The organism is Methylomonas sp. MS20, assembly GCF_050275925.1.
Classification (GTDB): Bacteria; Pseudomonadota; Gammaproteobacteria; order Methylococcales; family Methylomonadaceae; genus Methylomonas; species Methylomonas koyamae_A.
The window spans coordinates 4,329,856-4,355,954 of sequence record NZ_CP189962.1 but is presented as its reverse complement, the minus strand read 5'-3'; the positions used below and the strand labels follow the sequence as shown (position 1 = coordinate 4,355,954).

Here is a 26,099-nt window from a genome sequence, read left to right as displayed (position 1 = left end):
CGCCGGAACCCTGGGCTAATCCGGCGGCGCCAAGCACTTGAATCGGCATGTGCAATCTTGCTTTGCCATGCAAGCGGTTTGCTCGATCGGCCGTTCCAGCAAGGTTGCGATTAATGCCCGGTCGAACTCGCACAATTCCGGGTGGCGCTGAGCCATGTCGTGGTAGACGCAGTTGATGGCTCTAATTTGGCCGGTGTCGTCCTCCAGGTTAGCGTGATAACCCAGCGACTGCATCAATTCGACTAGCGCGGCGGTGCGTTCGGCGAGACTCTTACCGGCAAAGCGAGGGGCCAAGGTCTCGGCCAGATTTTCGCCGGTTCGCCACATCAAGCGGCGTAAACCGGCTTCGCCCAATTCGTTACGCAGTTGGTCCAGCAGCAAGGTACTGAACCAGGCGTATTGCTTGGGTAGCCGATTTCGGCCGGCCTCGGTCAAACCGTAACTGCGCGACGGCCGGCCGCCGGTGCTGTTCCAGGCGGCCTCGCGGATCAGTTGGTCTTTTTCGAGTCCGGCCAGATGCTGTTTGACCGCGTTGCGCGAAATCCCCAACGCGGCCGCCAGTTCGTCGATGCACAGGCCCGAAGGCGCATCTAATAACAGAGTCAGAATTTGTTCCTGGCGGGAGCCGATTAAAACGTTCATCGAATTTTGCGGGCTGAGAAACGGGCCACTATTGTAGCGCGTTAGCTCGTGAATGGCCGGATTCTCGTGGGCGCGTGGCGGAGCTTACGATTGAATTAACCGAATGTTTTGATGGCGACCGCCAAAGTTAGCTCGAGCAGCCTAAAATACTTAAAGCATAAAAATATTGTAAAAGTATTTTTACCGGTTTATGCTGTGTCCGGGTCGAGCGACCCGACTTTATCAACGCAATCCACGGGAGATGCCATGAGCGCAGCGATTTCTTTGTATGAACAATTAGGTGGCGAAGCGGCCGTCAATGCCGCCGTCGATATTTTTTACCGCAAGGTGTTGAGCGATCACCGAATCAACCGCTTCTTCGACAACATCGACATCGACAAGCAGGCCGCCAAGCAGAAAGCCTTTTTGACGATGGCTTTCGGCGGTCCCAACCATTACAACGGTGCCGACATGAGGCGGGCGCACGCCCATCTGGTCGAAAAACTGGGCCTGGACGATACCCACTTCGACGCGGTGATGGAACACTTGGGCTCAACCTTGCGGGAATTGAACGTGCCGGCCGACTTGATTGCACGAGCCGCGGCGATTGCCGAAAGTACCCGCAGCGACGTGTTGAACCGTTGAGCGCGGCGATGGCGGAAATCAAGATTAGCTTCAACGGCCGCCAGGCACTGTGCGGTGCCGGCGAAACGGTGCTGGATGCGTTTCTGCGCGACGGCATCGAGATCGATAACGGTTGTCGGCAAGGCGTATGCCATGCCTGCCTGGTGCGCAGTCTAGACGGCCCGCCGCCCGCCGCCGCGCAAGTCGGGTTGAAGCCGGCGCTGCAACGTGAAGATTATTTGCTGGCCTGTTTGTGCCGGCCCGAGCGCGATATGCGTTTGGGATTGGGTGGCGCGGCGGCGGGCTACACTGCGGCGGAGGTCGTCGAAAAGCGCAATCTGAATGCGCAGACGCTGTGGCTGGTTTTGGAATGCGAGCATCCGCTGGCATATTACGCCGGCCAATTCGTCAATTTGCGCCGCGCCGACGGATTGATCCGCAGTTATTCGATCGCCAATAGCCGAAATTCGACCCGCCTGACTTTTCATATCCGCCGCTTGGCCGGCGGCCGCTTTAGCGAATGGGCGCATCGCGAGCTGGCGGTCGGCGACCGGATCGACGTTTCCGATCCGCAAGGCTTTTGCTATTACCTAGCGGACTCGCCGGCGGCCAATCTGTTGCTGATCGGTACCGGCAGCGGTTTGGCGCCGCTGGCCGGGATTGTCGAGGAAGCCTTGCATAGCGGCCATCGCGGGCAAATTCGGCTGTATCACGGTAGCCGGGACGTTGAAGGCCTGTACTGGCTGAATGAAATGCGTGACTTGGCGCGAGCCCACGCCAATTTCCATTACACGCCGTGCGTGTCGCGCGGCGATGTGCCGTCGGGCATCGCTGCCGGCCGGGCTAACGACGTGGCAATGGCGGAATTGCCCGGTTTGCGCGATTGGCGGGTGTATTTGTGCGGCCATCCCGACATGGTGGATCGCGCCAAGCGTCAGGCCTATTTGAGCGGCGCGGCGCTGGCCGATATCCACAGCGACGCGTTTCACGTCGCATCGCCGACCTTGGATTAAGCCGGCTCGGCGCGGTCGCGGCCGTCCCCGTGCCGCTCGCGGAGCGCCGCGGCCCGGAGTAGGTCCACCACTTGCCGCAGTATGTCGTGGTCGGCGGCGCGGGCGGACACCATATAAGCCGGTAGAGTGAAACTGGGGCTGTTCGCCAGTGGAAACAAGCGGCCGGCCGCGATCAACGGCGCGGCGATCCGCTCCGGCAGAAAGCAGGAGCCGCCGTTACGCGACACCAGTTGCGCTGCCAGCCAGCCGATGTTAACGCGCTGGGCCGGTCCTTCCAGATCGGGGAAACAGTTGGCGTGTTTGGTATAAAACGCCGGACCCCAATCGACGTAGACGTAGTCCGGATCGGGCCAGCGGCGATTAGGTTCGCTGGCCAGCAAGATCAAGGTCTCGTCGAACAAATGCTCGATCAGTAGGCCGGCGCTGTGTTGCGGCGTGTACATCATGCCGATATCGATGCGGCCCTGGATCAGGCCGCGCATCAAGTCGTCTTCGAAACCGATTTCGCCGCGGATCGCGATGTCCGGAATCGTCCGGCGTATCTCGCCTATCCAATCCGGCAGCACCGCTTGCCACAGCCCGACGCGGGCGCCGATCGCGATGCTGGCTCGAAACCGGCTGGGTAGGCCGATGTCGTGGCGGGCTTGTTCGAAGGTCAGTAATAGGCTTTGCGCATGTGGCAGAAATCGCTGGCCTTGGCTAGTCAGCGCGGCGCCGGCGCGGTTGCGCACGAACAACGCGGCGCCCAACTCGGCTTCCAAACGCTGAATGCGGATGCTGACCGTCGATTGGGTGACGTACAAATGCCCGGCCGCTGCCTGAAAACTACCGTGGGCGGCCACGCTTAAGAAAGTCTTGATTTGGTCGAGATCCATGTCTTTATATTTAAGTTTTCGATATTAAAGTCCAATTAAATTCGCTTGTCTAATGTTATGCGGCTTTTTATAGTGGGTCACCGTCGAATAGAAAGCGATTCGCTGTTATTTGGCTGAGTGCTTTTTACGTCCCGCGATTGCTAATACTCTGGGGGAAGTCGATATGTCCGATTTAGAAGCTATGGCCCCACGCGGGAACGCGCCTGGGCGACGTTGTAAAACAGGGAGTCAAACCGTGATTATCCGGGCCGCATCGGCGCTTGCCGGATTGTGGCTGGCCGCCGGCTGCGCGGCGACCAGCCCGAAGCAGGCGGCGGATTCGGGCGTGGCGCCGGTTTCGGTGTTGGTCGTGCCGTTGCAAGCGCCGCCTCTGGAGGTCTGGCCAGACCTGATCGAACAACGTCAACCGGCTTACCGCCAGATTCGTCATCAAGCCTTGGACTTCCCGGTTCACCGGGCGGCGTTTCGCTTGCCCGGCGGGATTTTAACCAGCGGTGCGCTCACCGGCGACGACGCGATCGCGTCGTCCGGCCCGGATTGGTCGCCGCTGCCGGCCCTGGCCGAGCGGGCCGCGCTGACCTTGCGCGCGCAAGGTGTCTACGCCAACGTTGCGGGTGCAATCGCCGCCTTGCCGCTGGCTCCGGAAACCGCCGATCCGGCGCGCTGGCGCGCCGCGATCCAGGCGTGGTACGCCGCGCCGGCCGCCGTCTACCCTGTTGGCGTCGCCGACAAAGTGTTGGAATTGGGCATGTTGGGCTGGCGAACCTTCGACGATCAATTGTCGCTGCGTTTGTTATGGAAATGGATCGATCCGGCCAGCGGGCGGGTGACCGGGCGCGGTAGCTCGGAACGTACCTTGGTCGATCCGCAAGCGCGCGCCTCGTTAACCTTGGACGGTGCGGCCTTCAAGAGCGCGACGCTAAAACTGGGTGGCGCGTTACTCGACGACGGGTTGCCGGCCGGTTCCGGCGGGCCGCGATGAGCGGGCGCATGTTAAGACGCCTGCGGGGATGGCGCTTCGGTTTATTCAACGCCTGTTTGGGGTTGGCGCATGCGCTGGTGATTTTCAATGCCGGGGCCTACATCGCCATGTTGCCGCGCGTCGCCGGCGGTTTGGGTATCGCGCCCAGCGAAGCAACCTGGACCCAGACCGACTACATGATGGCACTGGCGCTGGCTTATCCGTTGGGCGCTTGGCTGGTCAGACGCGTCGGCGACTACCGGGTGCTGGTGACGGCCTTGGTCGGTTTTGCCGTTGCATCCTGGTTGTGCGCCGCGGCGGACGGCTACGCGCGCTATCTGGCAGCGCGAATTTTACTCGGCGTTTGTGGCGGCATTTCGCTGCCGGCCGGGCAGACTTTGCTGTTGAACGAATATCCAGCGCGCGGAAAGTCGGTCGGTGTCGGCGTCTGGAGTGTATTTACGCTGACGCCGTTCAGCCTGGGGCCGCCGATCGGCGGCTGGATCGCCGACGAATGGGGGTGGCGCTGCCTGTTTTGGGCGAATGTGCCGATCGCGTTGAGCATTGCCGGCCTGGTCGCGGCCTTGCTATACCAGCGCAAGGTAGCCGTTGCCCGGTTGCGCTTAGATGGGCTGGGGTTGGCGAGTTGCGTTACGGCCTGGTTCGGTTTACAGACTTTATTGAATCGCGGCAACGACGTCGATTGGTGGCGGGCCGATTCGCAAATCGTCTTAGGGCTGGCGACGTTGTTGGCATTCGCGGTCTGGATAGGACGGGCGCGCTCAACTCGCCGACCTTATCTGGATTTACGGCTATTGACCCATCGCAATTTCGCGATTGGATTGACGGTATTGTGCGCCGGGTTTTTGGGGTTCCAGGGATTGTTGTCGCTGCTGATTGTGCAATTGCAGCTGAATTTGGGCTACTCGTCGTGGTTGGCCGGCCTGGTTTTCTTGCCGATGGCGGTTTTCGCCAAACCGGTCGCGGCGGTGATGTATGAAATCGTCAAGCGCGTGGACGCCCGTTGGCTCGCGAGCTTGAGTCTGGCCGGATTTTCGGTGTGCTATTTTTGGTTGAGCCGCTTCGACGATAGCGCGGCTTTCGCGACGCTGTTGGGGCCGAAATTGCTGGAAGGCGCCTGCTTGGGCGGATTCTTCGTGCCGTTAACCGCGCTGATGCTGCACGATTTACCGGCGCGGCGTCACGCCGCCGCGCTGGAATTGGCCGGCGCGCTACGCATCGCGGCCGGCGCGATCGGTATTACCTTGCAAGCTTGCGTACTTTATCGGCGCGCGCCGCTACATGCCGTTCATTACGCTGAGCGCTTGGGAACCGATAGCGTGGCCGCCGAACGGGCCGCGTCGTGGTGGCGGGCCGCAGGCTATACCGACGATCGGGGCTTGGCCAGGCTGGCGAAAGCCGCCGCGCGGCAAGCGGCGATCCAGGGTATCGACGATGCGTTTTGGCTAGCCGGTTGCGGCTTTGCGATCTTGACGGCGCTGGTCTGGCTGGCGCGGCCGACGCGGGTGCGCTCGGCGCTGGCCGATTGGCGCGACGGTCGCGAGGCAGCGGTCATGGAGGAAAACGCGTGAAACTCGCCGGCTGGGTTTGGATCGTTGCGCTAGCGGGGTTGGGCGGATGCGCCCGGTTTGGCGATTCCCGGCCGGCCGCCGAGAAAATTTCGCTCCCGCCGATGACGCAAACCTTGCGAGATGCGCAAACCGGCGCTTGGCCGGTATCGGACTGGTGGCGCCAATTCGGCAGTCCGGAACTGAATCGGCTGATCGAAACAGCGTTGGCGGACAATCCCGACCTGGGTGTTGCCGCCGCTCGTTTGCGGCAGGCGCGGGCGCTGGTCGACGGTCAGGCCGCGGCGCTCTATCCGACCGTGAGCGCCAATGTCGCTTTCAGTGCTCAGCGGTTTTCGGCCAACAGCGTTCAGGCGAAACTGGCCGGCGAGCAGTTTCGGCAATTATTAATCGATCCCGTGGTTTTACGGTATCACCTGGATCTTTGGGGTAGGGATCGCGCCGAATTGCAACAGGCCGTGGACGGCGCATTAGCTAGCGCCGCTGAATTGACGGACGCCCGGTTAATGTTGGCGGGTAGCGTGGCCCGAGCCTATTTCGACTTGGTCGCGGCCGAGCAACAACGTTTGGTCGGCGAACGCTTGCTGGACAGTCGCCGGCGGTTGCTGGTCCTGGAGGCCCGTCGGCGCGACAGCGGTTTGAGCGGCGATGCGCTCTGGCTGAACACGCAAATAGACCTCGGCGAATCCGAGGCGAGCTTGGCGGCGGCTGGCGCTTCGGTCGAACTCGGGCGGCATTTGCTGGCGGCGTTGGCCGGACGCGGCCCGGATTGGGGGGCGGATATTCGTGTCGAGCATGCGGCGCCGGCTTGGCCGGGTTTGCCGGCCGATTTGCCGTTGCATTTGTTGGCGCGCCGACCCGATGTCAGCGCGGCGCGGTTACGTGCCGAGGCGGCTGCGGAAGCCGTGCATGTCGCCCAAACCGAGTTTTATCCGGACGTGAATTTGATCGGCTTGGCGGGCTTGCATAGCGTTAGCCTGACCGACGTGGTATTCCACGGTTCGAGTCTGGCGTACGCGGTCGGGCCGTCGTTGACATTCCCGCTGTTCGAAGGTGGTCGGCTGCGCGCTAATTTGGCCGATAGCGAGGCTGGTTACGACGCGGCGGTCGAGTTTTACAATGCGACATTGTCGACGGCGGCGCGCGAGGTCGTCGATGCCGTGAGTCGTGGCCGTGAGGCGCTCGCCACCGCTGAAGCGCTAGTCCAAAACCTAGCGGATGCGGAACGGACCAAGCGAGTGGCCGACATTTTGCGGCAAACGGGCTTAAGCGATGCCGCCGGCCCGCTTCAGGCCGCCGTTGTCGTCGATAGGCTGCACTGGCGAATTGCCACGGCGCAAGCGGCGCGGGCTAAGGCGGTTGTCGCGTTGTGCGAAGCCTTGGGCGGCGGTTTTCAGGAAGACCAAGTCCTGTCGGTTGGCCGATGAGCGAAATCCCCAGACTCGGTCCCCGAGCGGCCCTGAGTCGGCGCAATCGGCGCAATCGGCGCTTGCGGTGGACCTTGATCGCTTGCGTAACGGTTGCATCGGCTTATGCCGCGCGCGGCTGGTGGCTGGATAGACACTGGGTGAGTACCGACGATGCTTTTGTCGCCGGTCATGTGGTTGGGGTCGAGGCGCAAACGGCGGGCACCGTGGTGGAGATATTGGCCGAGGACACGCAAGCGGTGGCGGCCGGTCAGTTGTTGGTCAGGCTGGATGGCCGGCATGCCGAAATCGGCTTGCGTCAAGCCGAGGCTGAGTTGGCGGATGCGGTTCGGCGGATCGCGGCATTGGCGGCGAAGCGGGACACCTTGCGCCAACGCTTGGCGGTGCGCGGCGCGGCATTGGCGGCGGTCCGTCACGACCTCAACCGTATGCGTTTGGCGATTGACGAGGGCGCGGTATCCGAACAGCAAGTGCAAAATGCCGAAGATAAAATCCGCGAGCTGGAAGCGGCGGAGTTCGAAGTCGGCGCGGAACAAACCGAATTGGCGGCGCAACTCGGAACCACCGACATTGCCGAGCATCCTGCCGTCGAATTAGCCAAGCAACGCTTGCGTCGTGCTTATTTGGAGTACCGGCGTCGGGAAGTCCGCGCGCCCGTCGCAGGTGTCGTCGCCAAACGTAAGGCGAGGGTTGGCGATAGCGTTCAACCGGGCATCGCGTTATTGACCATCGTGGCCGTGGATCGTTTGTGGGTCGAGGCCAATGTGCCGGAAAACCGCATAGCCGGCATTCGTCCGGGTCTGCAGGCCGAAATCCGGGTCGATGCCTATCCGGACCGGCTTTATCACGGTCGCGTGGAGGGTTTGCTGCCGGGTACCGGCAGCGTGTTTGCGTTATTGCCGGCCGATAACGCGACCGGCAATTTCATTCATGTCGCCGAGCGGGTGCCGGTCCGGGTGGTCCTGGACAGCGTGGAACTGGCCGAGCGGCCGCTACAGCCGGGATTGTCGACGCTGACTCGAATCGAATTGGTTGCCGATGATCGTCAAACTCCCGGACAATCGCTGGTCGATACGACTGCCGTCGAGTATAGAACCACGGTTTACGACGACGAGTTAGCCGGGGTGGAAGATGCGATCGCGTCGATTGTCGCGGCTAACCGGTGGTAGCAAATGGGGTGTATTGGTTTGGCAAGGCATCGGCGAGATTACAAAAAGGCATTGAGCTGTTCTCTATGGGTAGCTCCATGCGTGGTCGGGTGTCGTTGCTCGAATAGCAGCTTCGCCCGACTTTGTTGGCTTTGGCACAATCTGGCGTTCGCGAAAGACTCGGATTTGGGCAGGAAGTGCCGGGCAATGCTGGGCCGCGACGGTCGGTTCGCCTATTTTCAGAGATCGCCTACAATTTGGAACGGCTTTTGCTGAATGGGTTTACCATCCATTGTCGAGAGTGTGCCATGACCTTACATATTGCCTCCATGATGCCGGACCGCGCGCTGGAAGACAGCGCGATCGCCAAGGCCATTACCAAAGTTGCCATCGATCTGGCCGGACTGCGCGAGCATCATCTGCAGAAGCGCATGCCGGTCGTGGATATTGTGTTTATGCTGCCGAGCCGGGTCGAAAAAGCCGATTTCGACGGCTTGCGCTTGCATTCTTTCGACGAGTCGATGCAGGTTTTGCGGGTCGAAGCGGCGGTGCCCGAGAAAATGGTGGCTTCGTCTCACGCCGAGCGTTACGTGGTTGCGGTGATGCTAGATGCGATTGAAGCCGCCGGCGACTTTTTCGCCGAGAGAAGCATTTTGTTCGATGCGCCGGAGCATCTGACAATGGTGCTTGCGTTGTTTCCCGATCGGCAACACGCGATCAATTAAGGCTCGCTCGGCTAAGTCTTGCGACTGGCTCGCGGCCACTGGCGCCGTGATGGACGCCAGCCTAGCGCATTTGAGGTTGTCGAGTCAGTCTGATCGAATTGCTCAACGCGATTCGGCTTGGCCGGAAAAACGGTTTCGGGCTGGAGGTTTTAGTTTTCGGGGTGGATTTTGTGGCCGAATAATCGGGTGCCCCAAATTTAATGACACAAAAAAGCCGCTTTCCAGCGGCTTTTTTGGTAGAACCGATTAACGTTTCGAGTATTGCGGACGTTTTCTGGCTTTGTGTAGACCGACTTTTTTACGTTCGACAACGCGGGCGTCGCGAGTTACGTAACCGGCTTTACGCAGGGGCGATCTCAATACTTCGTCGAATTCGATTAGGGCGCGAGCCAAGCCGTGTCTGATGGCACCGGCTTGACCAGATGGGCCTCCGCCGCTAACGAGGATGTTGACGTCGAAGTCGGTGGTTTTGCCCAACAACTCCAACGGTTGTCTGGCAATCATCTCGTCGGTTTTGCGACCGAAATATTGCTCAACAGGGAGGCTGTTGATGGTGAATTTGCCTGAGCCGATGGTGGCGTAAACGCGCGCGACCGAGCTTTTGCGACGACCTGTTCCGTAGTACTGAGCTGCCATAAACTATCTACCTGCTTAGAATTCTAAAACTTTGGGTTGCTGAGACTGATGATTGTGCTCAGAACCCGCGTAAACTTTCAATTTTTTGAACATTGCCCGCCCCAACGGATTCTTAGGCAGCATGCCTTGTACCGCGGTTGTAATGATGCGGTCCGGGAAGGTTTGTCTCAATTTGCCCAGCGAAGCAGACTTCATGTTGCCTATGTAGCCGGTGTGGCGATAGTACATTTTGTCTTTTTCCTTGTTGCCGGTCACGCCGACTTTCTCGGCATTGATGACGATGATGTAGTCGCCGGTGTCGACGTGCGGCGTGTATTCGGGTTTGTGTTTGCCGCGAAGACGGCGTGCAATCTCAGTAGCAAGGCGACCTAATGTCTTTCCTTCCGCATCGATCACGTACCAGTCGCGCTTAACTTCCGCGGGCTTTGCACTAAATGTTTTCATTATTTGCTTCTCAAAGGTTGAGGCGGTCTATAAAAACCCGGAATTCTACTGAAACGTCAAGCCAAATTCAAGTTTATTTGGGTTTGAATACCGACGCTTAACCGTGTGCTTGCGTTTTATCGATCGCGTAAGCACCTGGCGCGCGGTGTTCGTAACGATAGTCGTCACTTCGGATTGTTATCAAGACCGGCTGGAGATCCTAGGATGCATTGGCCTTTGGCCGCGCGGATTTTGAGTGACGAGAGCGAAACACGGTGTCCAGCGGCGAATTTCGATCGATGGAAAACTCGGGCTATCGATGCGACCCGTGATCAGTTCGCCAGACAGCGCGCGAACGGCACCCAAGTCCAGTATTGATAACGGCGATTTCACTGGTAGTCTTGCCTAAGGCGCGGAGAACCAAGTCCGAAACTGTCATAATCGCCCGCCTCGGGATACTATAGCGCTCCAGTGAGCGGCCCACTCTCGATCGGCTTGGGAGATTCGTCAATCAGCCGGTGTATCGCGAGCCGCGAGAACGATCATTTAACGCACAGACCAGAAAAATCGCTTATGCAAACATTAAACAGAACAATTACAAAAAATGTGACATGGATTTTTTTCGGCGCCTGCTTGGCCTCGTTTAACGTCGCCCGGGCCGAATCCGATATGCAACTGCAGGAAAAAGCGCTGAAGGCGCGGGAAATGAGTCGGCATCAGGAGCAAGGCGTCGATCATTCCGCCCACGCCGCTCCGGCCGACGAAACCGGCGGGTTTCGCGGCGTGTTCTACGGTTACTTGCCGTGTAAGGAAAAGGATTGCGATGGCTTTAAAATGACGCTGTCGCTCAAACCAAAAAGCAATTATTTGTTGGTAACCCAATACGCCAGGGAGTCCAGTCGGGAGTATTACGACAAAGGTAAATACGCGTGGGACGAAAAGTCCCGCACCTTGCTGCTAACCTCGAAGAAAGACGAATCGGTGCGGAAATTCACGATTCAGGACGACAGCACGCTGGTGTTGCTGAACAGCGACGGCAAGCCGATGGCCGGCGATCAGGACGATTATACCTTGCGCCGCAGCGACAAAGCCAAATCCCGCGAAGTGCATATCCATTAACGCGAGCAGGCGGCGAGGCGACCAAGCTCCGCGCCGCCTTGCCGAGGCCGTTTTTTGTCGGTCTCGGCGGTGCTGACTTAGAGTTTGATCTTCAGCGAATGCAGCTTACGGTAAAGGTGGGTGCGCTCCATGCCGATAGCCGCCGCCAATTTAGCCACGCTGCCACCGGTCTTTTCGAAATGGTATTCCAGATAGGACTTTTCGAAATGATCTCGGGCTTCCTTTAGCGGCAAATTGAAAAATTCCGGCACGTTCGAACCCAGTTTGGGTTGTTCGGCAATCGAGCCCAGCGCGGTCTTGACTTCGTCCAGCTCGATGTCGTCGCCGGCGCCCAAAATCATCAGGCGTTGCACCAGATTGCGCAATTCGCGGACGTTCCCCGGCCAGCTGTAGTTGCGCAAATAATTTTGCGCGGCCATCGAGAAGCGTCGGAACGGCAATTTTTCGTGCATCACGAAATGATCGACGTAGAAATTCAACAGTGCCGGTACGTCTTCGCTGTGATCGCGTAGCGGCGAGATGTCCAGCGTCACCACGTTCAGTAAATAGTACAAATCCTGGCGAAAACGGCCGCTGTTGACCTCCTCGTCCAGCGCTAACCGCGTAGAAGCGACGACACGTACATCCACTCTGACCGCCTGACTGCCGCCGACTCGCAGAAAGGAGCTGGATTCCAGCGCGCTGAGCAAGCGGGTTTGGGTTTCCGGGTCCATGCCGCCTATTTCGCCGAGGAACAAGGTGCCCCGATGGGCTTGTTCCAGCAAGCCTCGATAAATCCGGCCGTTGTCCTCGCGGCCGAAAAACTCGACGGCGGCGTTTTCCGGCGAAATGCTGCCGACCGAGACGTCGACGAAGGGGCCGTCGCGCCGCGAGCTGGCGTTGTGCAGATAACGGGCGTACATTTCCTTGCCGACGCCGGCCTCGCCGACGAACAGTACCCGGGCGTCGTGTTGGGCTAGACGCTTCAGTTTGTCCTTGGTGCGCTCGACCACGGCGCTCTTGCCGACAGGCTCGACCGTGATCATCAGTTGTTGTTTCAGGCCGGCGTTTTCGCGTTGCAGAGAACTGGTTTCCAGCGCCCGCTCGACGATCAGCAGCAATTTAGCCAGCGACAGCGGTTTTTCCAGAAAGTCGTAGGCGCCCAGCCGAGTGGCTTCGACCGCCGATTCGACCGAACCGTGACCGGACATCATGATCACCGGACATAGCGAGCTATCCTCTCCGACCCATTCGCGTAGCAAGGTGATGCCGTCGCTGTCGGGCATCCAGATATCCAGCAATATCAGATTGGGCGGACGCTGGTTTTTCAACTTACGGGCTTCGCTGGCGTTTTCGGCCATCGCGACATCGTAACCTTCGTCTTCCAAAATTTCCGATACCAGTTGACGAATGTCCTGCTCGTCGTCGACGACCAATATGTAGGGCGCTTGCTTGTTCATGAAGGGTTCCCGAATTCAAAGACCGGCAGTTGGATGATGAAGCCGGCTCCGGCATTATAAGACGTATCCACCCAGATCACGCCGCCGTGTTCCTCGATAATTTTTTTGACGATGGCCAGGCCCAGGCCGGTGCCCTTGGCCTTGCTGGTCACGTAGGGCTCGAAAATCGTTTCGATCTGCTCCGCATTCAGGCCGCTGCCGTTGTCGTACAGGCTCAGTTCCACGTATTCGGCGTTGTTGCGCACCACCTTGGCGATCTTGATTGTCACCCGGCACTGTTCGGTGGTCGCTTCCTGGGCGTTCTTGATCAGATTGTGCAGCACTTGGCGAATGCTGACCGGGTCTGCTTCGACGATCACTCGTTGATTCTTGAAGTCGGTGTCGAATTTGATGCCGAACGGCGTGTACAGCGCCAGCACTTCTTGGATCAAGTCCAGCAAATGGATTTTTTCGACTTGCTTCTTGGACGGCCGGGCGTACTCGGAAAAGTCGTCGACCATCCGTTTCATCGCCTCGACCTGTTGGACGATGGTGCGGGTGCCGCGTTGCAAAAACTCAGCGCCGGCCTCGTCGAGTTCCTTGGCCAGTTTGTGTTGCAGACGTTCGGCCGACAGCTGAATCGGCGTCAACGGATTCTTGATTTCGTGAGCCAGTCGGCGGGCTACTTCGCCCCAAGCCGCGTTCTTTTGGGCTTGTATCAAGTCGGTAACGTCGTCGAATACCACCACCGCGCCGGTGCGGCTGCCGTCCTGCTGGAACAGCGGCGTGCCGCGGCACAACAATTCCTGGCGGCCGTTGGGGCCGAGGAAGACAATGCGCTGCTCCCAGATGTCGTCGGCTTTTTCCAGCAGTCGCTGGATCGCTGTCAGCATGTCGGCCAGTTCGACGTGATTGGCGGCCAGTTCCGGTAAGGTTTGGCCGACGAAATGGCTGACCGGGATGTGCAGAATTCGGTAGGCGGCCTGGTTGGCGGTGCGGATGTAGTAGCGGGCGTCGAAGCTGATCACGCCGGCGGTCAGATTGGCGAGAATGGTTTCCAGGTAGGCGCGTTGATTTTCGACTTCCAGGCCGGCGGCGCGGGTTTCGTCGCGGGAGCGGCCGATACGCCGGGTCATCTGGTTGAACGATTCGACCAAAAAGCCCAAATCGTCCTGGCTCATGACCGGCAGTTGCTGTTGATAGTCTCCCTCGGCGACGGCCTGGGTGCCTTTGACCAACTCCTTGACCGGCGCGACGATGTTGCGGATGCTGATGAAAGCCACCCAAATCGCCGCGAGCAGACTCAACAGTAGCACCAGCAGCAATATCAACGAGAAACTGGTTTTCAGCGAGTCGCGCAGAAAATTCATCTGCTGGTAGCGAATGAAGGCGAACTCGATCGAGTCGGCCAAATCGGTGACCCGCAGCGGAATCGGATACAGCACTTGCAGGTAGCGACTTTGGTCAGGCTCCAGCGAGACGATGATGCGGACCAGCATGTCGTCGTTGTCGCCGGGATCGAACGCGAAATATTGCTTGTTTTGACGTAGCTGTAGCCAGATCTGTTCGTCCGGCATATGCGGCAGAATGTCGCTGGGATTGACGCTGCTCGACGCCAAAATCCGGCCTTGATGGGTGAAGACCGCCAGTTCCAGCGCGCCGGATTCGGCCCACAGCGAGCCGATTTCCAACGCGATCAGATGCTCCGACTTACCACGCAATTTGTCGGCCATTTGCTGGGTTTGCTTAATGTGCCAATTCATCCGTTGGGTCAGTGACGACTGGCTGAGTTCCAGCGCGTCGTCCATCGCCCGGTCGATTTCGACGTTGAACCAACTGTCGATGCCTTGATGCAGGAATTGCACCGAAAAATAAAACACGATGGCCGCCGGAGCCAAGGCCAATAACACGAACAGCGACACCATCCGGGTGGTCAGCCGGGAGCCGGCCTCCTTCTTCTTCAGTTCGCGGACCAGAGAGTAAGCGTTGACAACGACCAGACCCAGCAGGATGATCGATCCGAGCGTGTTGATTACCAGCAGCCAGGAATACATTTCGCCGAGTTCGGACGATTCCTGGCTGGCGCTGCTCATCAATTGCAACAGCAGCAAGACCGCCCCGAACAGGATGACGATCAGAGCGCTGGCCGGCAGTTTTATTTTGGGATTGACCATAAATACCAGTCGCTGGACAAAAACCACCGATGGTCCAGATAGGCCATCGGCCGGAGCGGAATCGGCAGGGCTTCGCGGTCGAAGCGGGTTTTTACCGCGAGCTGTAACGGCGTCGCGTCGAGATTTTCGCCGCCCGGCGCCATGTCCGTGCTGATAGACGCCATGAACGCCAAGGCCGCGCTCAGGGTTAAAAACATTTCACTGCCGCCATTTCCGGTTTCGACGGCGTATTGGTTTAGCAAGGCGTGAAATTGCAGGGTGTAGCGCAGTTCGCGGCTGTAGACGGTTTCTTCCCATAACCGGCCGGGGCGACGTAACTCGATAACAACACGCCAGGTTAGCGGTACCCCTTTATGCAGCGCTTCCTTGGCGGTCGGACTCAAGCGATATTCGATTTGCACACCGGCTGAGTAACCGTATTCGCTGGTTTTCCATTGTGGGTCGCCGATTTTTGCCGAGTAATCGCCGCCAGAGGCAGTTGGTAGCCAGAAGGCGATGATCAGCGACAGCAAGGCGCTGATCCAGCGCCGATTCACGGGGTATCCGCGCGCGGGGTGCCGCTTGTCGCTCTGTTCGCTAGCGGCACTTAGCGCGGTGTCAGGCGGATTTCCGCAGCTTGGCATAATAGAATCCGTCCATTTGCCGGTCGCCGGTTAGAATCTGCCGGCCGTGCGGCCGCGCCAGTCCCCAATGAGCGGCGATCGGTAGTTCGGCGGCCTCGGGGTGATCGGCCAGGAAATGCTCGATTTGCGCTTCGTTTTCCCGCTTCAGAACCGAACAGGTGGCGTAAAGCAGGATGCCGCCCGGAGCCAACAAATCCCAGACGGCATTGAGGATTTGTGCTTGCAACGCGGTCAGCGTCGCCAGATCGGACTCGCGGCGCAGCAGTTTGATGTCGGGATGACGGCGGATCACGCCGAGGCCGGAGCAGGGTGCATCGACCAAAATTCGCTCGAAAAGGTGGCCGCCGGCCCACGAATCCGGGCGGGTGGCGTCGGCGGCCAGCGTGGTTGCCGACACGCCGAGGCGAGTCAGATTGTCGTCGACCCGCTTTAGTCGAGCTGGATCGATGTCGATCGCCAACACCTCGGCCGAGGGTTGCATTTCCAGGATCGCGGCGGTTTTGCCGCCGGGCGCGGCGCACACGTCGAGTACGCGTTGGCCGGCTTGCACGTCGAGTAGTTCGGCGGCCAGCTGAGCGGCGGCATCTTGCACCGATACGCGACCGTCCGCGAAACCGGGTAGTTGTTCGACGGACAACGCCTGGTCCAATCGCAGCGCGGTCGCGCAGCCGTCCACCGCTTGGGCCGCGATGCCGGCCGCGGCCAGTTCGTCCAGATACGCGCCGCGTTCGCCGCGCAGTGCGTTCACGCGTAGCATCATCGGTGGGGCGTGGTCGTCGGCACTGAGCAGCCGGGGGTAGTGGTCGGGCCAGTCGGCGGCAAACGCGGCGATCATCCAGGCCGGATGGTTGGAACGGGCTTGGTCGTCTTCGGCGCAGGCGGCGGTCAGCGCTTCGGCATCGCGCAGATACTGGCGCAGCACCGCGTTAACCAGGTTTTTGGCCCAAGGTTTGTGGCTGGTAGCGGCGACAGTTTCCGAGACCGCCGCGTGCGGCTTGACCCGCATTTGCTGCAGCTGATAAAGCCCGACCAACAGTAAAGCCTTGATATCGGTATCCTTGACTTTCAACGGCCTGGACAGTAGTTTGCCGAGCATGAATTCCAGTGCGAAATAGTGGCGGATGACGCCGTAACAACAGGCCTGGACGAAGGCCTTATCCTGGTGGTCCTTGATTTTGGGAAGGCCGACGTCGAGCGCTGCGGTTAACGAAACGCCGTCGGCGATGACCTTGGCGAGTATCTGCGCCGCGCAGCCGCGAAGATTCATAATCCCAACACCGCGCCGTCGGCCGGATGGGCGTTCAGGAAGTCGCGGGCGTTCAGCCGTTTACCGCCGGGTAACTGTACTTCTAGCAGCCGCAAGGTACCGGCGCCGGTGGCGACGTCCAAAGCGTGCTCGCCGCAATCCACCGTTCCCGGCGCTCCGCCGAGTGGCCGGGCTACCACGGCGGCCCGCCACACGCGCAACACTTGACCGTCGAAGCTGGTTTGCGCGACCGGCCAGGCATTCAGACCACGAATTTTGCGGTCCAACGCATCGGCGGATTCCGACCAATCCAGAATCGCTTCGGCTTTTTCGAGTTTGTGGGCGTAGGTGACGAGCGCTTCGTCCTGTGGCTCGGCGACCACGTTGCCGGCGGCGATTTGATCGACGACTGTGACTAAGCCTTCCGCGCCCATCAGTGCAAGGCGGTCGTGCAGTTCGCTGCTGGTCGACGTCGGGCCGATCGGGCAGGCGACTTTGTACAGCATGTCGCCGGCATCCAGCTTTTTGACAACTTTCATGATCGTGATGCCGGTCTCGACATCGCCGGCCATCACGGCGCGATGGATGGGGGCCGCGCCGCGCCAGCGCGGCAGTAGCGAGCCGTGGACGTTGAGGCTGCCGAATTTGGGAATGTCGAGTACGGCCTGCGGCAGGATCAGCCCATAGGCGACCACCACCAGTAAATCCGGCTGTAAGGCCGCCAGCGCTTCAATCGCGCCAGGTTGTTTGAAGTTTTCCGGTTGGTAGACTGGAATGTCGTGCGTCATAGCCAGGGTCTTGACCGGACTGGCGGTCAGCTTTCGGCCACGACCGGCGGGGCGGTCGGGCTGGGTGTAAGCCGCGACGACTCGATGCCGCGAAGCGATCAGGGCTTGCAGCGTCGGTACCGCGAAGTCCGGCGTGCCGGCGAAGACGATGTTCATCGGGAAGTCCTTTATAAGCCCTGAGACTTGTGGATTTTGTCCAATTTGGCCTTGATCCGGTTGCGTTTGAAAGGGGACAGGTAATCGACGAACAGCTTGCCGAGCAAATGGTCCATTTCGTGTTGTATGCAGACGGCCAACAGGTCTCTGGCTTCGATTTCGAAGCTTTGGCCGTCGCGGTTTAGTGCCCGGACCTTGATATGCTCGGCGCGACTGACTTTCTCGAAAAAGCCGGGAACCGATAGGCAGCCTTCCTCGGATTCCTCGACGCCGTCGCGCTCGATGATTTCCGGGTTGATCAGGCAGATCGGTTCGTCCTTGTTCTCGCTGACGTCCATAACCAGTACGCGCTTATGCACGTTGACCTGCGTCGCGGCCAGGCCGACGCCCTTGGCGGCGTACATCGTCTCCAGCATATCATCGACCAGGGTTTTGATGTCGTCGTCGACCTGGCTGACTTCCGCGGCGACCGTGCGCAGCCGTTTGTCGGGAAATTCCAGGATCTTAAGAATACTCACCCATTACTCCAGTTAATTGTATCGGTAAGCCGCTAATTTTATCCGAAATCGGTTCGGCTTTGAATTCGGAGCGGGGATGGCCTCGGCGGCGAAGCCGGCGCGGGGCTGGCATTCCATCGCAAATCATCTAAACTGTGCGCCGTCATCCATCATGTTACCGTTGCGGCGCGGCCAACAAATCAAGGGGCCATCAATAGCCTGACTTTCGGTCTCGGAATTGTCATTTGTCTCGTTTAGCTCGGTTTTTTCAGGACTTCCTATGTTTTCGCGCACCTTACCGGCAGTTTTGCTTTTCCTGGCTCTGGCATGCGCCGCGGTTCGGGCCGACGAGTTGCAAATCAATCCCAACCATCCTGACCAGTACACCGTGGTCAGGGGGGATACTCTGTGGGACATCTCCGGGAGGTTCTTGCAACACCCCTGGCAATGGCCGGAACTTTGGCGTAACAACCCTCTGATTAAGGACCCGCACTGGATTTATCCGGGCGATACGCTTTATTTTTCCTACGTCAACGGCGCGCCGCGTCTGAGTTTGACACCGCCGGGCGGAGACGAAAAAGTGCTGCCCAAGGTGCGAGAATCGGCCGTGGACCGCGCGGTGCAAATGATTCCGAGCGATGCGATCGTCCAGTTTTTGAATTCGCCGAAAGTGGTCAGCGCCGAGGAATTGCAAAACGCGCCTTACGTGATCGGTTTCGTCGGCGAGCATCTGATCGCCGGTGCCGGCGACGGTGTTTACGTACGGGGTATCGACGAGCCGCAAAGCCTGGGGTACACAATCTTCCGGCAGGGAAAGCCTTATGTCGATCCGCTGAGTCAGGAAATTCTCGGTTACGAGGCGCAATTCGTCGCCGACGCAACCCTGCAGGATATTGGCGATCCGGCCACGTTCGCGGTCAATAAGTCGGATACCGAGATTCAACGCGGCGACCGTTTGATGCCGACCGCGGCGGGCGAAATGGCCTTGAACTATTTTCCGCGTCCGCCGGAAAAACGGGTGGTCGGCAGCATCATTCGGGTCATGGGGGGCGTGTCGCAAATCGGCCAGCACGATGTCGTGGTCATCGACCGGGGTAGCGCCGACGGCCTGGAAGCCGGGCATACTCTGGACGTCTACCGGCGCGGGCAGATGATACTGGATCGCTATCAGTCTCAGCAGCCGGTCGCGGTGAAAATGCCGGATGAGCAGGCTGGGGTTCTGATGGTATTTCGGCCGTTCGAACGGGTCAGCTATGCATTAGTGATGAAGGCCACCGCGGCGATGCACACCTTGGATCGGGTGCAAACGCCTTGACGCGGGACCTTCAAGTTCCCGCGAGACCTTCGGACCTCACTTGAAAGACGCTGGGCATCCCGAAACTCGGCACTGGCTGGCTCTTCTGCGCATGCCGGGGATCGGCGGTAAATCGGTGAGGCGATTGTTGGAGCGGTTCTCGCCCGCCGATGTGTTGGCCGCGTCCCGCGCCGATTTAAGGTCGCTCGACTTTAGCGAACGGCAAATTGACGCCATTCTTCAGCCGGACTGGCAGCGTGTCGACTACGACTTGTCCTGGCTGTCCCAAGCCGGTAATTACATTCTGACGCTGGATGATCCGGAATATCCGGCCCAACTTCGGGAAATCGCCGATCCGCCGCCGGTATTGTTCGTCAAAGGAAAACCGGAACTGTTGCTGGAACCGCAACTGGCCATCGTCGGCAGTCGCAATCCGTCGCCACCGGGGGTGGATACCGCGACCGAGTTCGCCAAGGCCCTGGCCGAGGCCGGCTATACCGTAACCAGCGGCATGGCGCTCGGCATAGACGCCGCCAGCCACTGGGGCGCGCTGAGCGTTGGCGGTAACACCGTCGCGGTGGCCGGCACCGGTTTGGATCGAGTTTATCCGGCTTGCCACAAAGCGCTGGCCACTGAAATCGCCGCGAAAGGTGCGTTGGTTTCTGAATTTCCGCCGGGCACCACCGCGAACGCCGGACATTTCCCCAAACGGAATCGCATCATTAGCGGATTGTGCGTTGGTTTGCTGGTCGTCGAGGCTGCCCAACAGAGCGGTTCGTTGATTACCGCCCGCTTAGCCTTGGAACAAAACCGCGAAGTGTTCGCGATTCCGGGCTCGATTCACAACCCGCTGGCGCGCGGTTGCAACGGTTTGATCCGGCAAGGCGCTAAATTGGTGGAAACAGCCGATGATATTTTTGAGGAATTAGGCCAATACAATCAACGCAGTATGCGGTCTGGCCCCGAATTACCGCAGACGGCGCTTGACCTGGAACAACAAAATCTATTGAATTTGATTCCGTACAGCCCCACAACGGTTGATACGTTGGTCCGGAACAGTAGCTGGGCGGCGGAGGAAGTGTCGTCGATGCTGTTGGTGCTGGAGCTGCAGGGCTATATAGCCGGGGTCGCCGGCGGTAGCTACCTCAGAATCAAGTAAAGGCTTTTAATGAAAGAAGACATTTTTGATGTGCTCATCTATCTGTTCGAAAACTATCTCGACGGCGATAGCGATAACTATCCCGACACTTCGGTCATTGCCAGCGAACTGCTGGATGCCGGTTTTCAGCAGCCCGATGTCAATAGAGCCTTCGATTGGCTGGAGTCGCTGGCCGATATTGAAACCATCTCGACGATCGCTTCCCCGTCCTTTCGGATATTCGGCAGTCAGGAAATGGCTGTTTTCGATCTCGAATGTCGCGACTTTCTGATGTATCTGGAGCACACCGGTATCTTAAGTCCGGCGAATCGGGAGATTGCCATTGATCGGGCGATGGCGCTGAAGGAAGAAGAGATTACGTTGGACAAGTTGAAATGGATCGTGTTGATGGTGCTGCTGAGTCAGCCCGGTGACAGCGCCGCTTTCTCTAGAATGGAAGATATCGTTTACGATCTGATTCCGACTTCTTTGCATTGATAGTACACGGATAGCATGAGCAAGAGTTTAGTCATCGTAGAGTCTCCGGCTAAATGTAAAACCATCGAAAAATACCTTGGAAAAGACTTCCAGGTGCTGGCTTCATACGGTCATGTTCGAGATTTGATTCCCAAGGAGGGCGCCGTCGATCCGGAAAACGGTTTCTCGATGAAGTATCAGGTCATCGATCGCAATCAGCGTCACTTGCAGGAAATCGGCAAAGCTCTGAAAAATGTCGATACTTTGTATCTGGCAACCGACCCTGATCGCGAGGGTGAAGCGATTTCCTGGCACGTCTACGAGCATTTGAAGGAAAAGAAGCTGCTCAAGGATAAGGAAGTTCTGCGGGTAGTCTTCCACGAAATTACCAAAAAAGCCGTTACCGAAGCGATCGCTCATCCGACGGAACTTTCCAATAATCTGGTCAACGCCCAGCAAGCGCGGCGGGCCTTGGATTATTTGGTCGGTTTCAACCTGTCGCCGCTATTGTGGAAAAAGATCCGGCGCGGTTTATCGGCCGGCCGCGTGCAAAGCCCTGCGTTGCGGATGATCGTCGAGCGCGAACTGGAAATCGAGGCGTTTAAAACTCGCGAATATTGGTCGCATACCGCCGACGCCAGCGCGCAAGGTCAGCCTTTCAAAGCCAAGTTGACGCACTACTGCGGCGAGAAACTCAATCAATTCAGTTTTACCGACGAAGTAGCCGCCACCGCAGCCAAGCAGTCACTGCTGGAACAGGCCGACGGCAAGTTGATCGTCGCCAAACTGGAAAAAAAGCAACGAAGCAAGAATCCGGCGCCGCCGTTCATAACCTCGACATTGCAACAGGAAGCGGCGCGTAAGTTGGGTTTCACGACTAAGCGAACGATGATGGTCGCGCAGCAACTCTACGAGGGCATCGATCTGGGGGGCGAGACCGTCGGTTTGATTTCCTATATGCGTACCGACTCGGTCAATCTGGCCGACGAAGCCATCGCCGACATTCGCGCCCTGATCGCCGAAAAATACGGCGCGGCGGATGTGCCCAAGGAACCTCGGCAGTTTAAAACCAAATCAAAAAACGCTCAGGAAGCCCACGAGGCGATTCGGCCGACCTCGGTACAGCGTTTGCCGGAACTGGTAAAAAACCGGCTTAGCGCGGAGCAATTCAAACTCTATGATCTTATCTGGAAGCGCACCGTCGCCTGCCAGATGATCCACGCCACCTTGAATCAAGTGGCAGTCGATCTGAATTGCGGTAGCGAACAGAACGTGTTTCGTGCCACCGGTTCCACGGTGACCAATCCCGGCTTCATGAAGGTGTATTTGGAAGGCGTGGACGACAGCAAGGAAGCCGCCGACGATCAGGACAGTCTGTTGCCGCCGATGGAAGAAGGCCGCCCGGTGGTGTTGAACGACATCGCCGCGACGCAGCATTTTACCGAGCCGCCGCCGCGTTACAGCGAGGCGAGTCTGGTCAAGGCTCTGGAAGAACACGGCATTGGTCGTCCGTCCACTTACGCGACGATTATCTCGACCTTGCAAAATCGCGAATACGTGACGATAGAAAATAAGCGGTTTTATCCGACCGATGTCGGGCGCATCGTCAACAAGTTCCTGACCGAACATTTCACCAAATACGTCGATTACAGCTTTACCGCCAATCTGGAAGACGACTTGGATGCGGTGTCGCGCGGCGAGAAGGATTGGATTCCGTTGATGAACGACTTTTGGCGGCCGTTCACGCAATTGATTAACGAGAAAGAAGAGAGTGTGCAGCGCAAGGATGTGACCCAGGAAAGCATAGACGAGGCCTGCCCGGAATGCGGTAGCCCGCTGTCGATCCGTTTGGGGCGTAACGGTCGTTTCATCGGCTGTACCAATTACCCAACCTGTTCTTATACCCGAAATATCGGCGAGGAGAGCAGCGCGACAACTGCCGAGCCGGAGGTGGCCGAAGGTCGCGATTGTCCGAAGTGCGCGTCGCCGTTGGTCATCAAGACTGGGCGATACGGCAAGTTTCTGGGGTGTAGTGCCTATCCCAAGTGCAAACACATCGAACCGCTGGAAAAGCCGCAGGACACCGGTGTTGAGTGTCCGCAGTGCAAGCAAGGCAATATCCTTAAGCGCAAGGCTCGTAGCGGCAAAATTTTCTATTCCTGCTCCGAGTATCCCAAGTGCGACTACGCGCTATGGGACGCGCCGATTAAGGAAGCCTGTCCGGAGTGTCATTGGCCGATTTTGACGTTGAAAACCACTAAGCGGCGCGGAACGGAAAAAGTTTGCCCGCAAAAAGAGTGTAAATATGCAACGCCGTACGAAGGCGATCCTGACGATGTTAACGGACCCGCTTAAAACTCGATTGGGGTAATCGGTGGCGTTGGCGGGTGGGCCTGAAAAACTAGACGCTTCCGGTTATTCCTCCGCATAAGGGACTTCGGGCAAGGCGAGAGCTTGGCCGATCGATAGTCCGTTGTCCGCCGCGAAGCCGGCATTGACTTCTAGCATGTACTTGGTCGCGCGTGCCATTTGGTAAACCCGGCACGGATCCCTGCGGCAGGGCGGCAAATTATCAAGGATGGCGACGACGCGGCCCCTGTCGTCCAAGAACAGCACATCCAGCGGTAGTAAGGTATTTTTCATCCAGATCGAGATGCGTCTGGCGCTTGGATAAACAAACAACATGCCTTCTCGTCGCCCCAATTCCCGTCTGTGCATCAATCCTCTTTCGCGGCTGTCGCGATCGGCCGCGACAGAAACCCACAATGCCAAGTGTTGGTCGGGCAAGTTGATCAAAGTGTTGAAACCCAAATCTTGGGACGCGGCTTCAAGGCGGCAGGAAAAAGTCGTTAGCCACATCAGTAGCAATAAAATGCGAGTTTCGGATAGAGTCATGCCGGAATCAGACGGGCCGGGTTGTGTTTGGGGGGGCGGCTGATTATAATGCCGCGTTCATTTATTTTGCGAGCGTGGCGAAATTGGTAGACGCGCTGGATTTAGGTTCCAGTGGTAACCCCGTGGGAGTTCGAGTCTCCCCGCTCGCACCATAGTCTCTTACGCATGGATACTGCGTCCAAGTCTTTAGCTGGCTCCGCTGATCGATTCCCCCATTTATTTTTTTAATTTGTTCGAGGTAATGCAATGCAAGTTTCTGTCGAGAAGACATCCGAATTAAGCCGAAAAATGACCGTCAGCATTCCTGACGCCGTGGTTCAGGAAAAAATGGAAACTCGTTTGAAGCGCTTGGGGCGGGAAGTCAAAGTGGATGGGTTTCGGCCGGGCAAGGTGCCGGCCAGCATGATCAGGAAACTGTATGGTGAACGAGTGCGTGGTGAAGTGACCGGGGATTTAATTCAAACGACGTATTTCGAAGCGCTTCAGCAACAGGAGCTGGTGCCGGCCGGTCATCCGCATATCCATCCCAGCGAAAAGACCGAGGGTTTCGAGTACGTTGCGGAGTTCGAAGTCTACCCGGAAGTGACCCTGGATGGCATATCCGCGCTGCAAATCGAGCGTCCGAACGCCACGGTCGAGGAATCGGATGTCGATGCGATGATCGAAAAGTTGCGTCAACAAAAGAAAACTTGGGCGGAAACCGAGAGGACCTCGCAAGAAGGCGATCAAGTGACGATTCATTTTTCGGGTGTCTCCGAAGGCGAGAATTTCACCGACGGTAAAGTCGAGAATTACAAAGTCGAAATTGGCGCCAAGCAAATGATTCCCGGTTTTGAAGACGAATTGAAGGGTTTGTCGGTCGGCGCCACCAAGACTTTTATAGCGACTTTTCCAGAACAGTACAACAACCCGAAACTGGCGGGCAAACCGGCTGAGTTCGAGGTGGAACTCGTCAAAATCGAAGAACCGGTCTTGCCGGAAGTCAACGAAGAGTTCATCAAGGCTTATGGAGTGGAAGAGGGTGAGCTTGCGGCCTTCCGTTCGGATGTTCGCGCCAATATGGATCGGGAGTTGGTCAACGCACTGAAAAACAAATTGAAAACCGCCGCGATGGATGCTTTGTTCGAAAACATCACGTTTACGATTCCGAACGCATTGATCGATCAAGAAGTCGAAGCTCTGATGCAGCCCTACGCCGAACGTGCCAAAAACATGCGGTTGAAGCTGGAAGACCTGAATCTTCCCCGCGATACTTTCGAGGCGCAGGCAAAACGTCGCGTCGCGCTAGGCTTGATTTTGGGCGAGATTATTCAGAAGAACGAGATTAAAGTCGACGCCGATAAAGTGCGCGAAGTCGTTGAAGACATGGCAAAAAGTTACGAGCGTCCGGAAGACGTCATCAATTGGTACTACGCGGATAAAGCCCGCTTGAACGAGGTTCAGCAGATGGTTTTGGAAGATCAGGCTGTTGCTTGGATAGTAAGTCAGGCTAAAATCACCGACGTGACGGTAGGATTTGATGAAGTTATGGAAAAACGTTAACTAAATGAGGGCTTATGATGTTTAACCAAAATGCGATGAACGATATGATGGCACCCCAGGCCGCTGGCGGGTTGGTGCCTATAGTGGTTGAACAAACAGCCCGTGGGGAAAGATCGTTCGACATTTACTCCCGTCTGTTGAAAGAGCGGGTGATATTTCTGGTCGGCAAGGTTGAGGATTACATGGCTAATCTGGTTGTGGCCCAACTGTTGTTTCTGGAATCGGAAAATCCGGACAAGGACATTCATTTGTATATCAATTCGCCGGGCGGTTCGGTAACGGCCGGGATGGCGATTTACGATACGATGCAGTTCATCAAACCGGACGTCAGCACGATGTGCATCGGCCAGGCCGCCAGTATGGGAGCCTTGCTGTTGGCGGGCGGCGCGGCCGGCAAGCGTTACTGCCTGCCGCATTCCCGAGTGATGATTCACCAGCCCTTGGGCGGTTTCCAAGGGCAGGCGTCCGATATCGATATTCATGCGCGGGAAATTCTGGCGATTCGCGATCGTTTGAACAAGGTTTTAGCCAATCATACTGGACAGACCTTGCAAAAAATCGAGCAAGATACCGATAGGGACAATTTTCTCAGCGCCGACCAAGCCGTCGAATACGGTTTGATCGATAAAGTGCTGGCTAGCCGTATTGCGTGATAGCAAGGCGCGGCGCTGATAGGTGCCGCGCCTTGCT

The 26,099-nt window shown here is 58.0% G+C and carries 25 protein-coding genes and 1 tRNA gene; 15 read left to right on the top strand and 11 right to left on the bottom strand.

Features of this window, described 5'->3' with window-relative positions; translation table 11 throughout:
- Positions 1-15 precede the first annotated feature (15 nt).
- Positions 16-642: a helix-turn-helix transcriptional regulator gene (locus tag ACQE3D_RS19575; RefSeq protein WP_071160485.1), complete on the bottom strand. Its 627-nt coding sequence runs from the start codon at positions 640-642 to the stop codon at positions 16-18.
- Between the two features lie 246 nt (positions 643-888).
- On the opposite strand from ACQE3D_RS19575, the gene ACQE3D_RS19570 reads away from it, so the two are divergent.
- Together ACQE3D_RS19570 and ACQE3D_RS19565 are read left to right on the top strand one after the other, a co-directional pair.
- Complete coding sequence (locus ACQE3D_RS19570) at positions 889-1,266, top strand: group I truncated hemoglobin (protein ID WP_313730806.1); 378 nt, start codon at positions 889-891, stop codon at positions 1,264-1,266.
- 8 nt (positions 1,267-1,274) lie between these two features.
- Positions 1,275-2,258, top strand: coding sequence for a 2Fe-2S iron-sulfur cluster-binding protein (locus ACQE3D_RS19565; protein ID WP_313730808.1), 984 nt, complete (start codon positions 1,275-1,277; stop codon positions 2,256-2,258).
- On the opposite strand, the gene ACQE3D_RS19560 is transcribed toward ACQE3D_RS19565, so the two are convergent.
- On the bottom strand, positions 2,255-3,133 hold the full coding sequence (locus ACQE3D_RS19560) for a LysR family transcriptional regulator (RefSeq protein ID WP_064029616.1): 879 nt from the start codon (positions 3,131-3,133) through the stop codon (positions 2,255-2,257). The genes ACQE3D_RS19565 and ACQE3D_RS19560 overlap by 4 nt on opposite strands.
- A 235-nt stretch (positions 3,134-3,368) precedes the next feature.
- Here ACQE3D_RS19560 and ACQE3D_RS19555 point away from each other — a divergent pair, with 235 nt between their 5' ends.
- The 5 genes from ACQE3D_RS19555 (at position 3,369) to ACQE3D_RS19535 (ending at position 8,983) form a co-directional block, all read left to right on the top strand.
- Positions 3,369-4,115, top strand: a complete 747-nt coding sequence (locus ACQE3D_RS19555) for a hypothetical protein (RefSeq protein WP_313730810.1) — start codon at positions 3,369-3,371, stop codon at positions 4,113-4,115.
- A gap of 8 nt (positions 4,116-4,123) precedes the next feature.
- On the top strand, positions 4,124-5,686 hold the full coding sequence (locus tag ACQE3D_RS19550) for a DHA2 family efflux MFS transporter permease subunit (RefSeq protein WP_313730811.1): 1,563 nt from the start codon (positions 4,124-4,126) through the stop codon (positions 5,684-5,686).
- Positions 5,683-7,110, top strand: coding sequence for an efflux transporter outer membrane subunit (locus tag ACQE3D_RS19545; protein WP_313730813.1), 1,428 nt, complete (start codon positions 5,683-5,685; stop codon positions 7,108-7,110). The genes ACQE3D_RS19550 and ACQE3D_RS19545 overlap by 4 nt, the downstream gene beginning before the upstream one ends.
- Positions 7,107-8,279 carry an efflux RND transporter periplasmic adaptor subunit gene (locus tag ACQE3D_RS19540; protein WP_313730814.1) on the top strand — a complete coding sequence of 391 codons (1,173 nt, stop codon included), beginning with the start codon at positions 7,107-7,109 and terminating at the stop codon, positions 8,277-8,279. Before ACQE3D_RS19545 ends, ACQE3D_RS19540 begins: the two co-directional genes overlap by 4 nt.
- Positions 8,280-8,566: 287 nt before the next feature.
- Positions 8,567-8,983, top strand: a complete 417-nt coding sequence (locus tag ACQE3D_RS19535; RefSeq protein ID WP_313730815.1) for a hypothetical protein — start codon at positions 8,567-8,569, stop codon at positions 8,981-8,983.
- A gap of 246 nt (positions 8,984-9,229) precedes the next feature.
- Here ACQE3D_RS19535 and rpsI read toward each other — a convergent pair whose 3' ends face one another.
- Positions 9,230-9,619 carry a 30S ribosomal protein S9 gene (rpsI, locus tag ACQE3D_RS19530; protein ID WP_313730816.1) on the bottom strand — a complete coding sequence of 130 codons (390 nt, stop codon included), beginning with the start codon at positions 9,617-9,619 and terminating at the stop codon, positions 9,230-9,232.
- A gap of 15 nt (positions 9,620-9,634) precedes the next feature.
- The gene (gene rplM / locus ACQE3D_RS19525; RefSeq protein WP_064029603.1) at positions 9,635-10,063 is read right to left on the bottom strand and encodes a 50S ribosomal protein L13; all 429 of its coding nucleotides are present in this window, start codon (positions 10,061-10,063) and stop codon (positions 9,635-9,637) included.
- 585 nt (positions 10,064-10,648) lie between these two features.
- On the opposite strand from rplM, the gene ACQE3D_RS19520 reads away from it, so the two are divergent.
- A complete protein-coding gene (locus tag ACQE3D_RS19520) occupies positions 10,649-11,161 on the top strand; it encodes a copper resistance protein NlpE (protein ID WP_313730817.1) in 513 nt (170 codons plus the stop codon).
- A gap of 77 nt (positions 11,162-11,238) precedes the next feature.
- On the opposite strand, the gene ACQE3D_RS19515 is transcribed toward ACQE3D_RS19520, so the two are convergent.
- The 6 genes from ACQE3D_RS19515 to def form a co-directional block, all read right to left on the bottom strand.
- Complete coding sequence (locus tag ACQE3D_RS19515) at positions 11,239-12,600, bottom strand: sigma-54-dependent transcriptional regulator (RefSeq protein ID WP_281021228.1); 1,362 nt, start codon at positions 12,598-12,600, stop codon at positions 11,239-11,241.
- Complete coding sequence (locus ACQE3D_RS19510; protein ID WP_064029597.1) at positions 12,597-14,753, bottom strand: sensor histidine kinase; 2,157 nt, start codon at positions 14,751-14,753, stop codon at positions 12,597-12,599. The genes ACQE3D_RS19515 and ACQE3D_RS19510 overlap by 4 nt, the downstream gene beginning before the upstream one ends.
- Complete coding sequence (locus tag ACQE3D_RS19505) at positions 14,735-15,289, bottom strand: DUF4390 domain-containing protein (RefSeq protein ID WP_313730818.1); 555 nt, start codon at positions 15,287-15,289, stop codon at positions 14,735-14,737. Before ACQE3D_RS19505 ends, ACQE3D_RS19510 begins: the two co-directional genes overlap by 19 nt.
- A 61-nt stretch (positions 15,290-15,350) precedes the next feature.
- Positions 15,351-16,643, bottom strand: coding sequence for a 16S rRNA (cytosine(967)-C(5))-methyltransferase RsmB (rsmB, locus tag ACQE3D_RS19500; protein ID WP_313730819.1), 1,293 nt, complete (start codon positions 16,641-16,643; stop codon positions 15,351-15,353).
- Positions 16,640-17,566, bottom strand: coding sequence for a methionyl-tRNA formyltransferase (fmt, locus tag ACQE3D_RS19495; RefSeq protein WP_313730820.1), 927 nt, complete (start codon positions 17,564-17,566; stop codon positions 16,640-16,642). Before fmt ends, rsmB begins: the two co-directional genes overlap by 4 nt.
- An 11-nt stretch (positions 17,567-17,577) precedes the next feature.
- Positions 17,578-18,084 carry a peptide deformylase gene (gene def, locus ACQE3D_RS19490; RefSeq protein WP_064031308.1) on the bottom strand — a complete coding sequence of 169 codons (507 nt, stop codon included), beginning with the start codon at positions 18,082-18,084 and terminating at the stop codon, positions 17,578-17,580.
- Positions 18,085-18,343: 259 nt separating this feature from the next.
- Here def and ACQE3D_RS19485 point away from each other — a divergent pair, with 259 nt between their 5' ends.
- The 4 genes from ACQE3D_RS19485 to topA all read left to right on the top strand — a co-directional run bounded on the left by ACQE3D_RS19485 (position 18,344) and on the right by topA (position 23,327).
- Positions 18,344-19,378 carry a LysM peptidoglycan-binding domain-containing protein gene (locus ACQE3D_RS19485; RefSeq protein ID WP_064031309.1) on the top strand — a complete coding sequence of 345 codons (1,035 nt, stop codon included), beginning with the start codon at positions 18,344-18,346 and terminating at the stop codon, positions 19,376-19,378.
- Positions 19,379-19,469: 91 nt separating this feature from the next.
- Positions 19,470-20,516 (top strand): DNA-processing protein DprA, encoded by a 1,047-nt coding sequence (gene dprA / locus ACQE3D_RS19480; RefSeq protein WP_064031310.1) that lies wholly within the window; start codon positions 19,470-19,472, stop codon positions 20,514-20,516.
- Positions 20,517-20,525: 9 nt separating this feature from the next.
- Positions 20,526-20,993 (top strand): DUF494 family protein, encoded by a 468-nt coding sequence (locus ACQE3D_RS19475; RefSeq protein WP_064031311.1) that lies wholly within the window; start codon positions 20,526-20,528, stop codon positions 20,991-20,993.
- A gap of 15 nt (positions 20,994-21,008) precedes the next feature.
- Positions 21,009-23,327 (top strand): type I DNA topoisomerase, encoded by a 2,319-nt coding sequence (gene topA / locus ACQE3D_RS19470; RefSeq protein ID WP_313730823.1) that lies wholly within the window; start codon positions 21,009-21,011, stop codon positions 23,325-23,327.
- Positions 23,328-23,387: 60 nt separating this feature from the next.
- Here topA and ACQE3D_RS19465 read toward each other — a convergent pair whose 3' ends face one another.
- The gene (locus ACQE3D_RS19465; RefSeq protein WP_313730824.1) at positions 23,388-23,867 is read right to left on the bottom strand and encodes a DUF192 domain-containing protein; all 480 of its coding nucleotides are present in this window, start codon (positions 23,865-23,867) and stop codon (positions 23,388-23,390) included.
- A 68-nt stretch (positions 23,868-23,935) separates the two neighbouring features.
- On the opposite strand from ACQE3D_RS19465, the gene ACQE3D_RS19460 reads away from it, so the two are divergent.
- The 3 genes from ACQE3D_RS19460 to clpP all read left to right on the top strand — a co-directional run bounded on the left by ACQE3D_RS19460 (position 23,936) and on the right by clpP (position 26,062).
- Positions 23,936-24,019 (top strand) — tRNA-Leu (locus ACQE3D_RS19460).
- A 94-nt stretch (positions 24,020-24,113) separates the two neighbouring features.
- Positions 24,114-25,409 carry a trigger factor gene (tig, locus tag ACQE3D_RS19455; RefSeq protein WP_313730825.1) on the top strand — a complete coding sequence of 432 codons (1,296 nt, stop codon included), beginning with the start codon at positions 24,114-24,116 and terminating at the stop codon, positions 25,407-25,409.
- Positions 25,410-25,426: 17 nt separating this feature from the next.
- Complete coding sequence (clpP, locus tag ACQE3D_RS19450; protein WP_064031324.1) at positions 25,427-26,062, top strand: ATP-dependent Clp endopeptidase proteolytic subunit ClpP; 636 nt, start codon at positions 25,427-25,429, stop codon at positions 26,060-26,062.
- Positions 26,063-26,099: the final 37 nt, after the last annotated feature.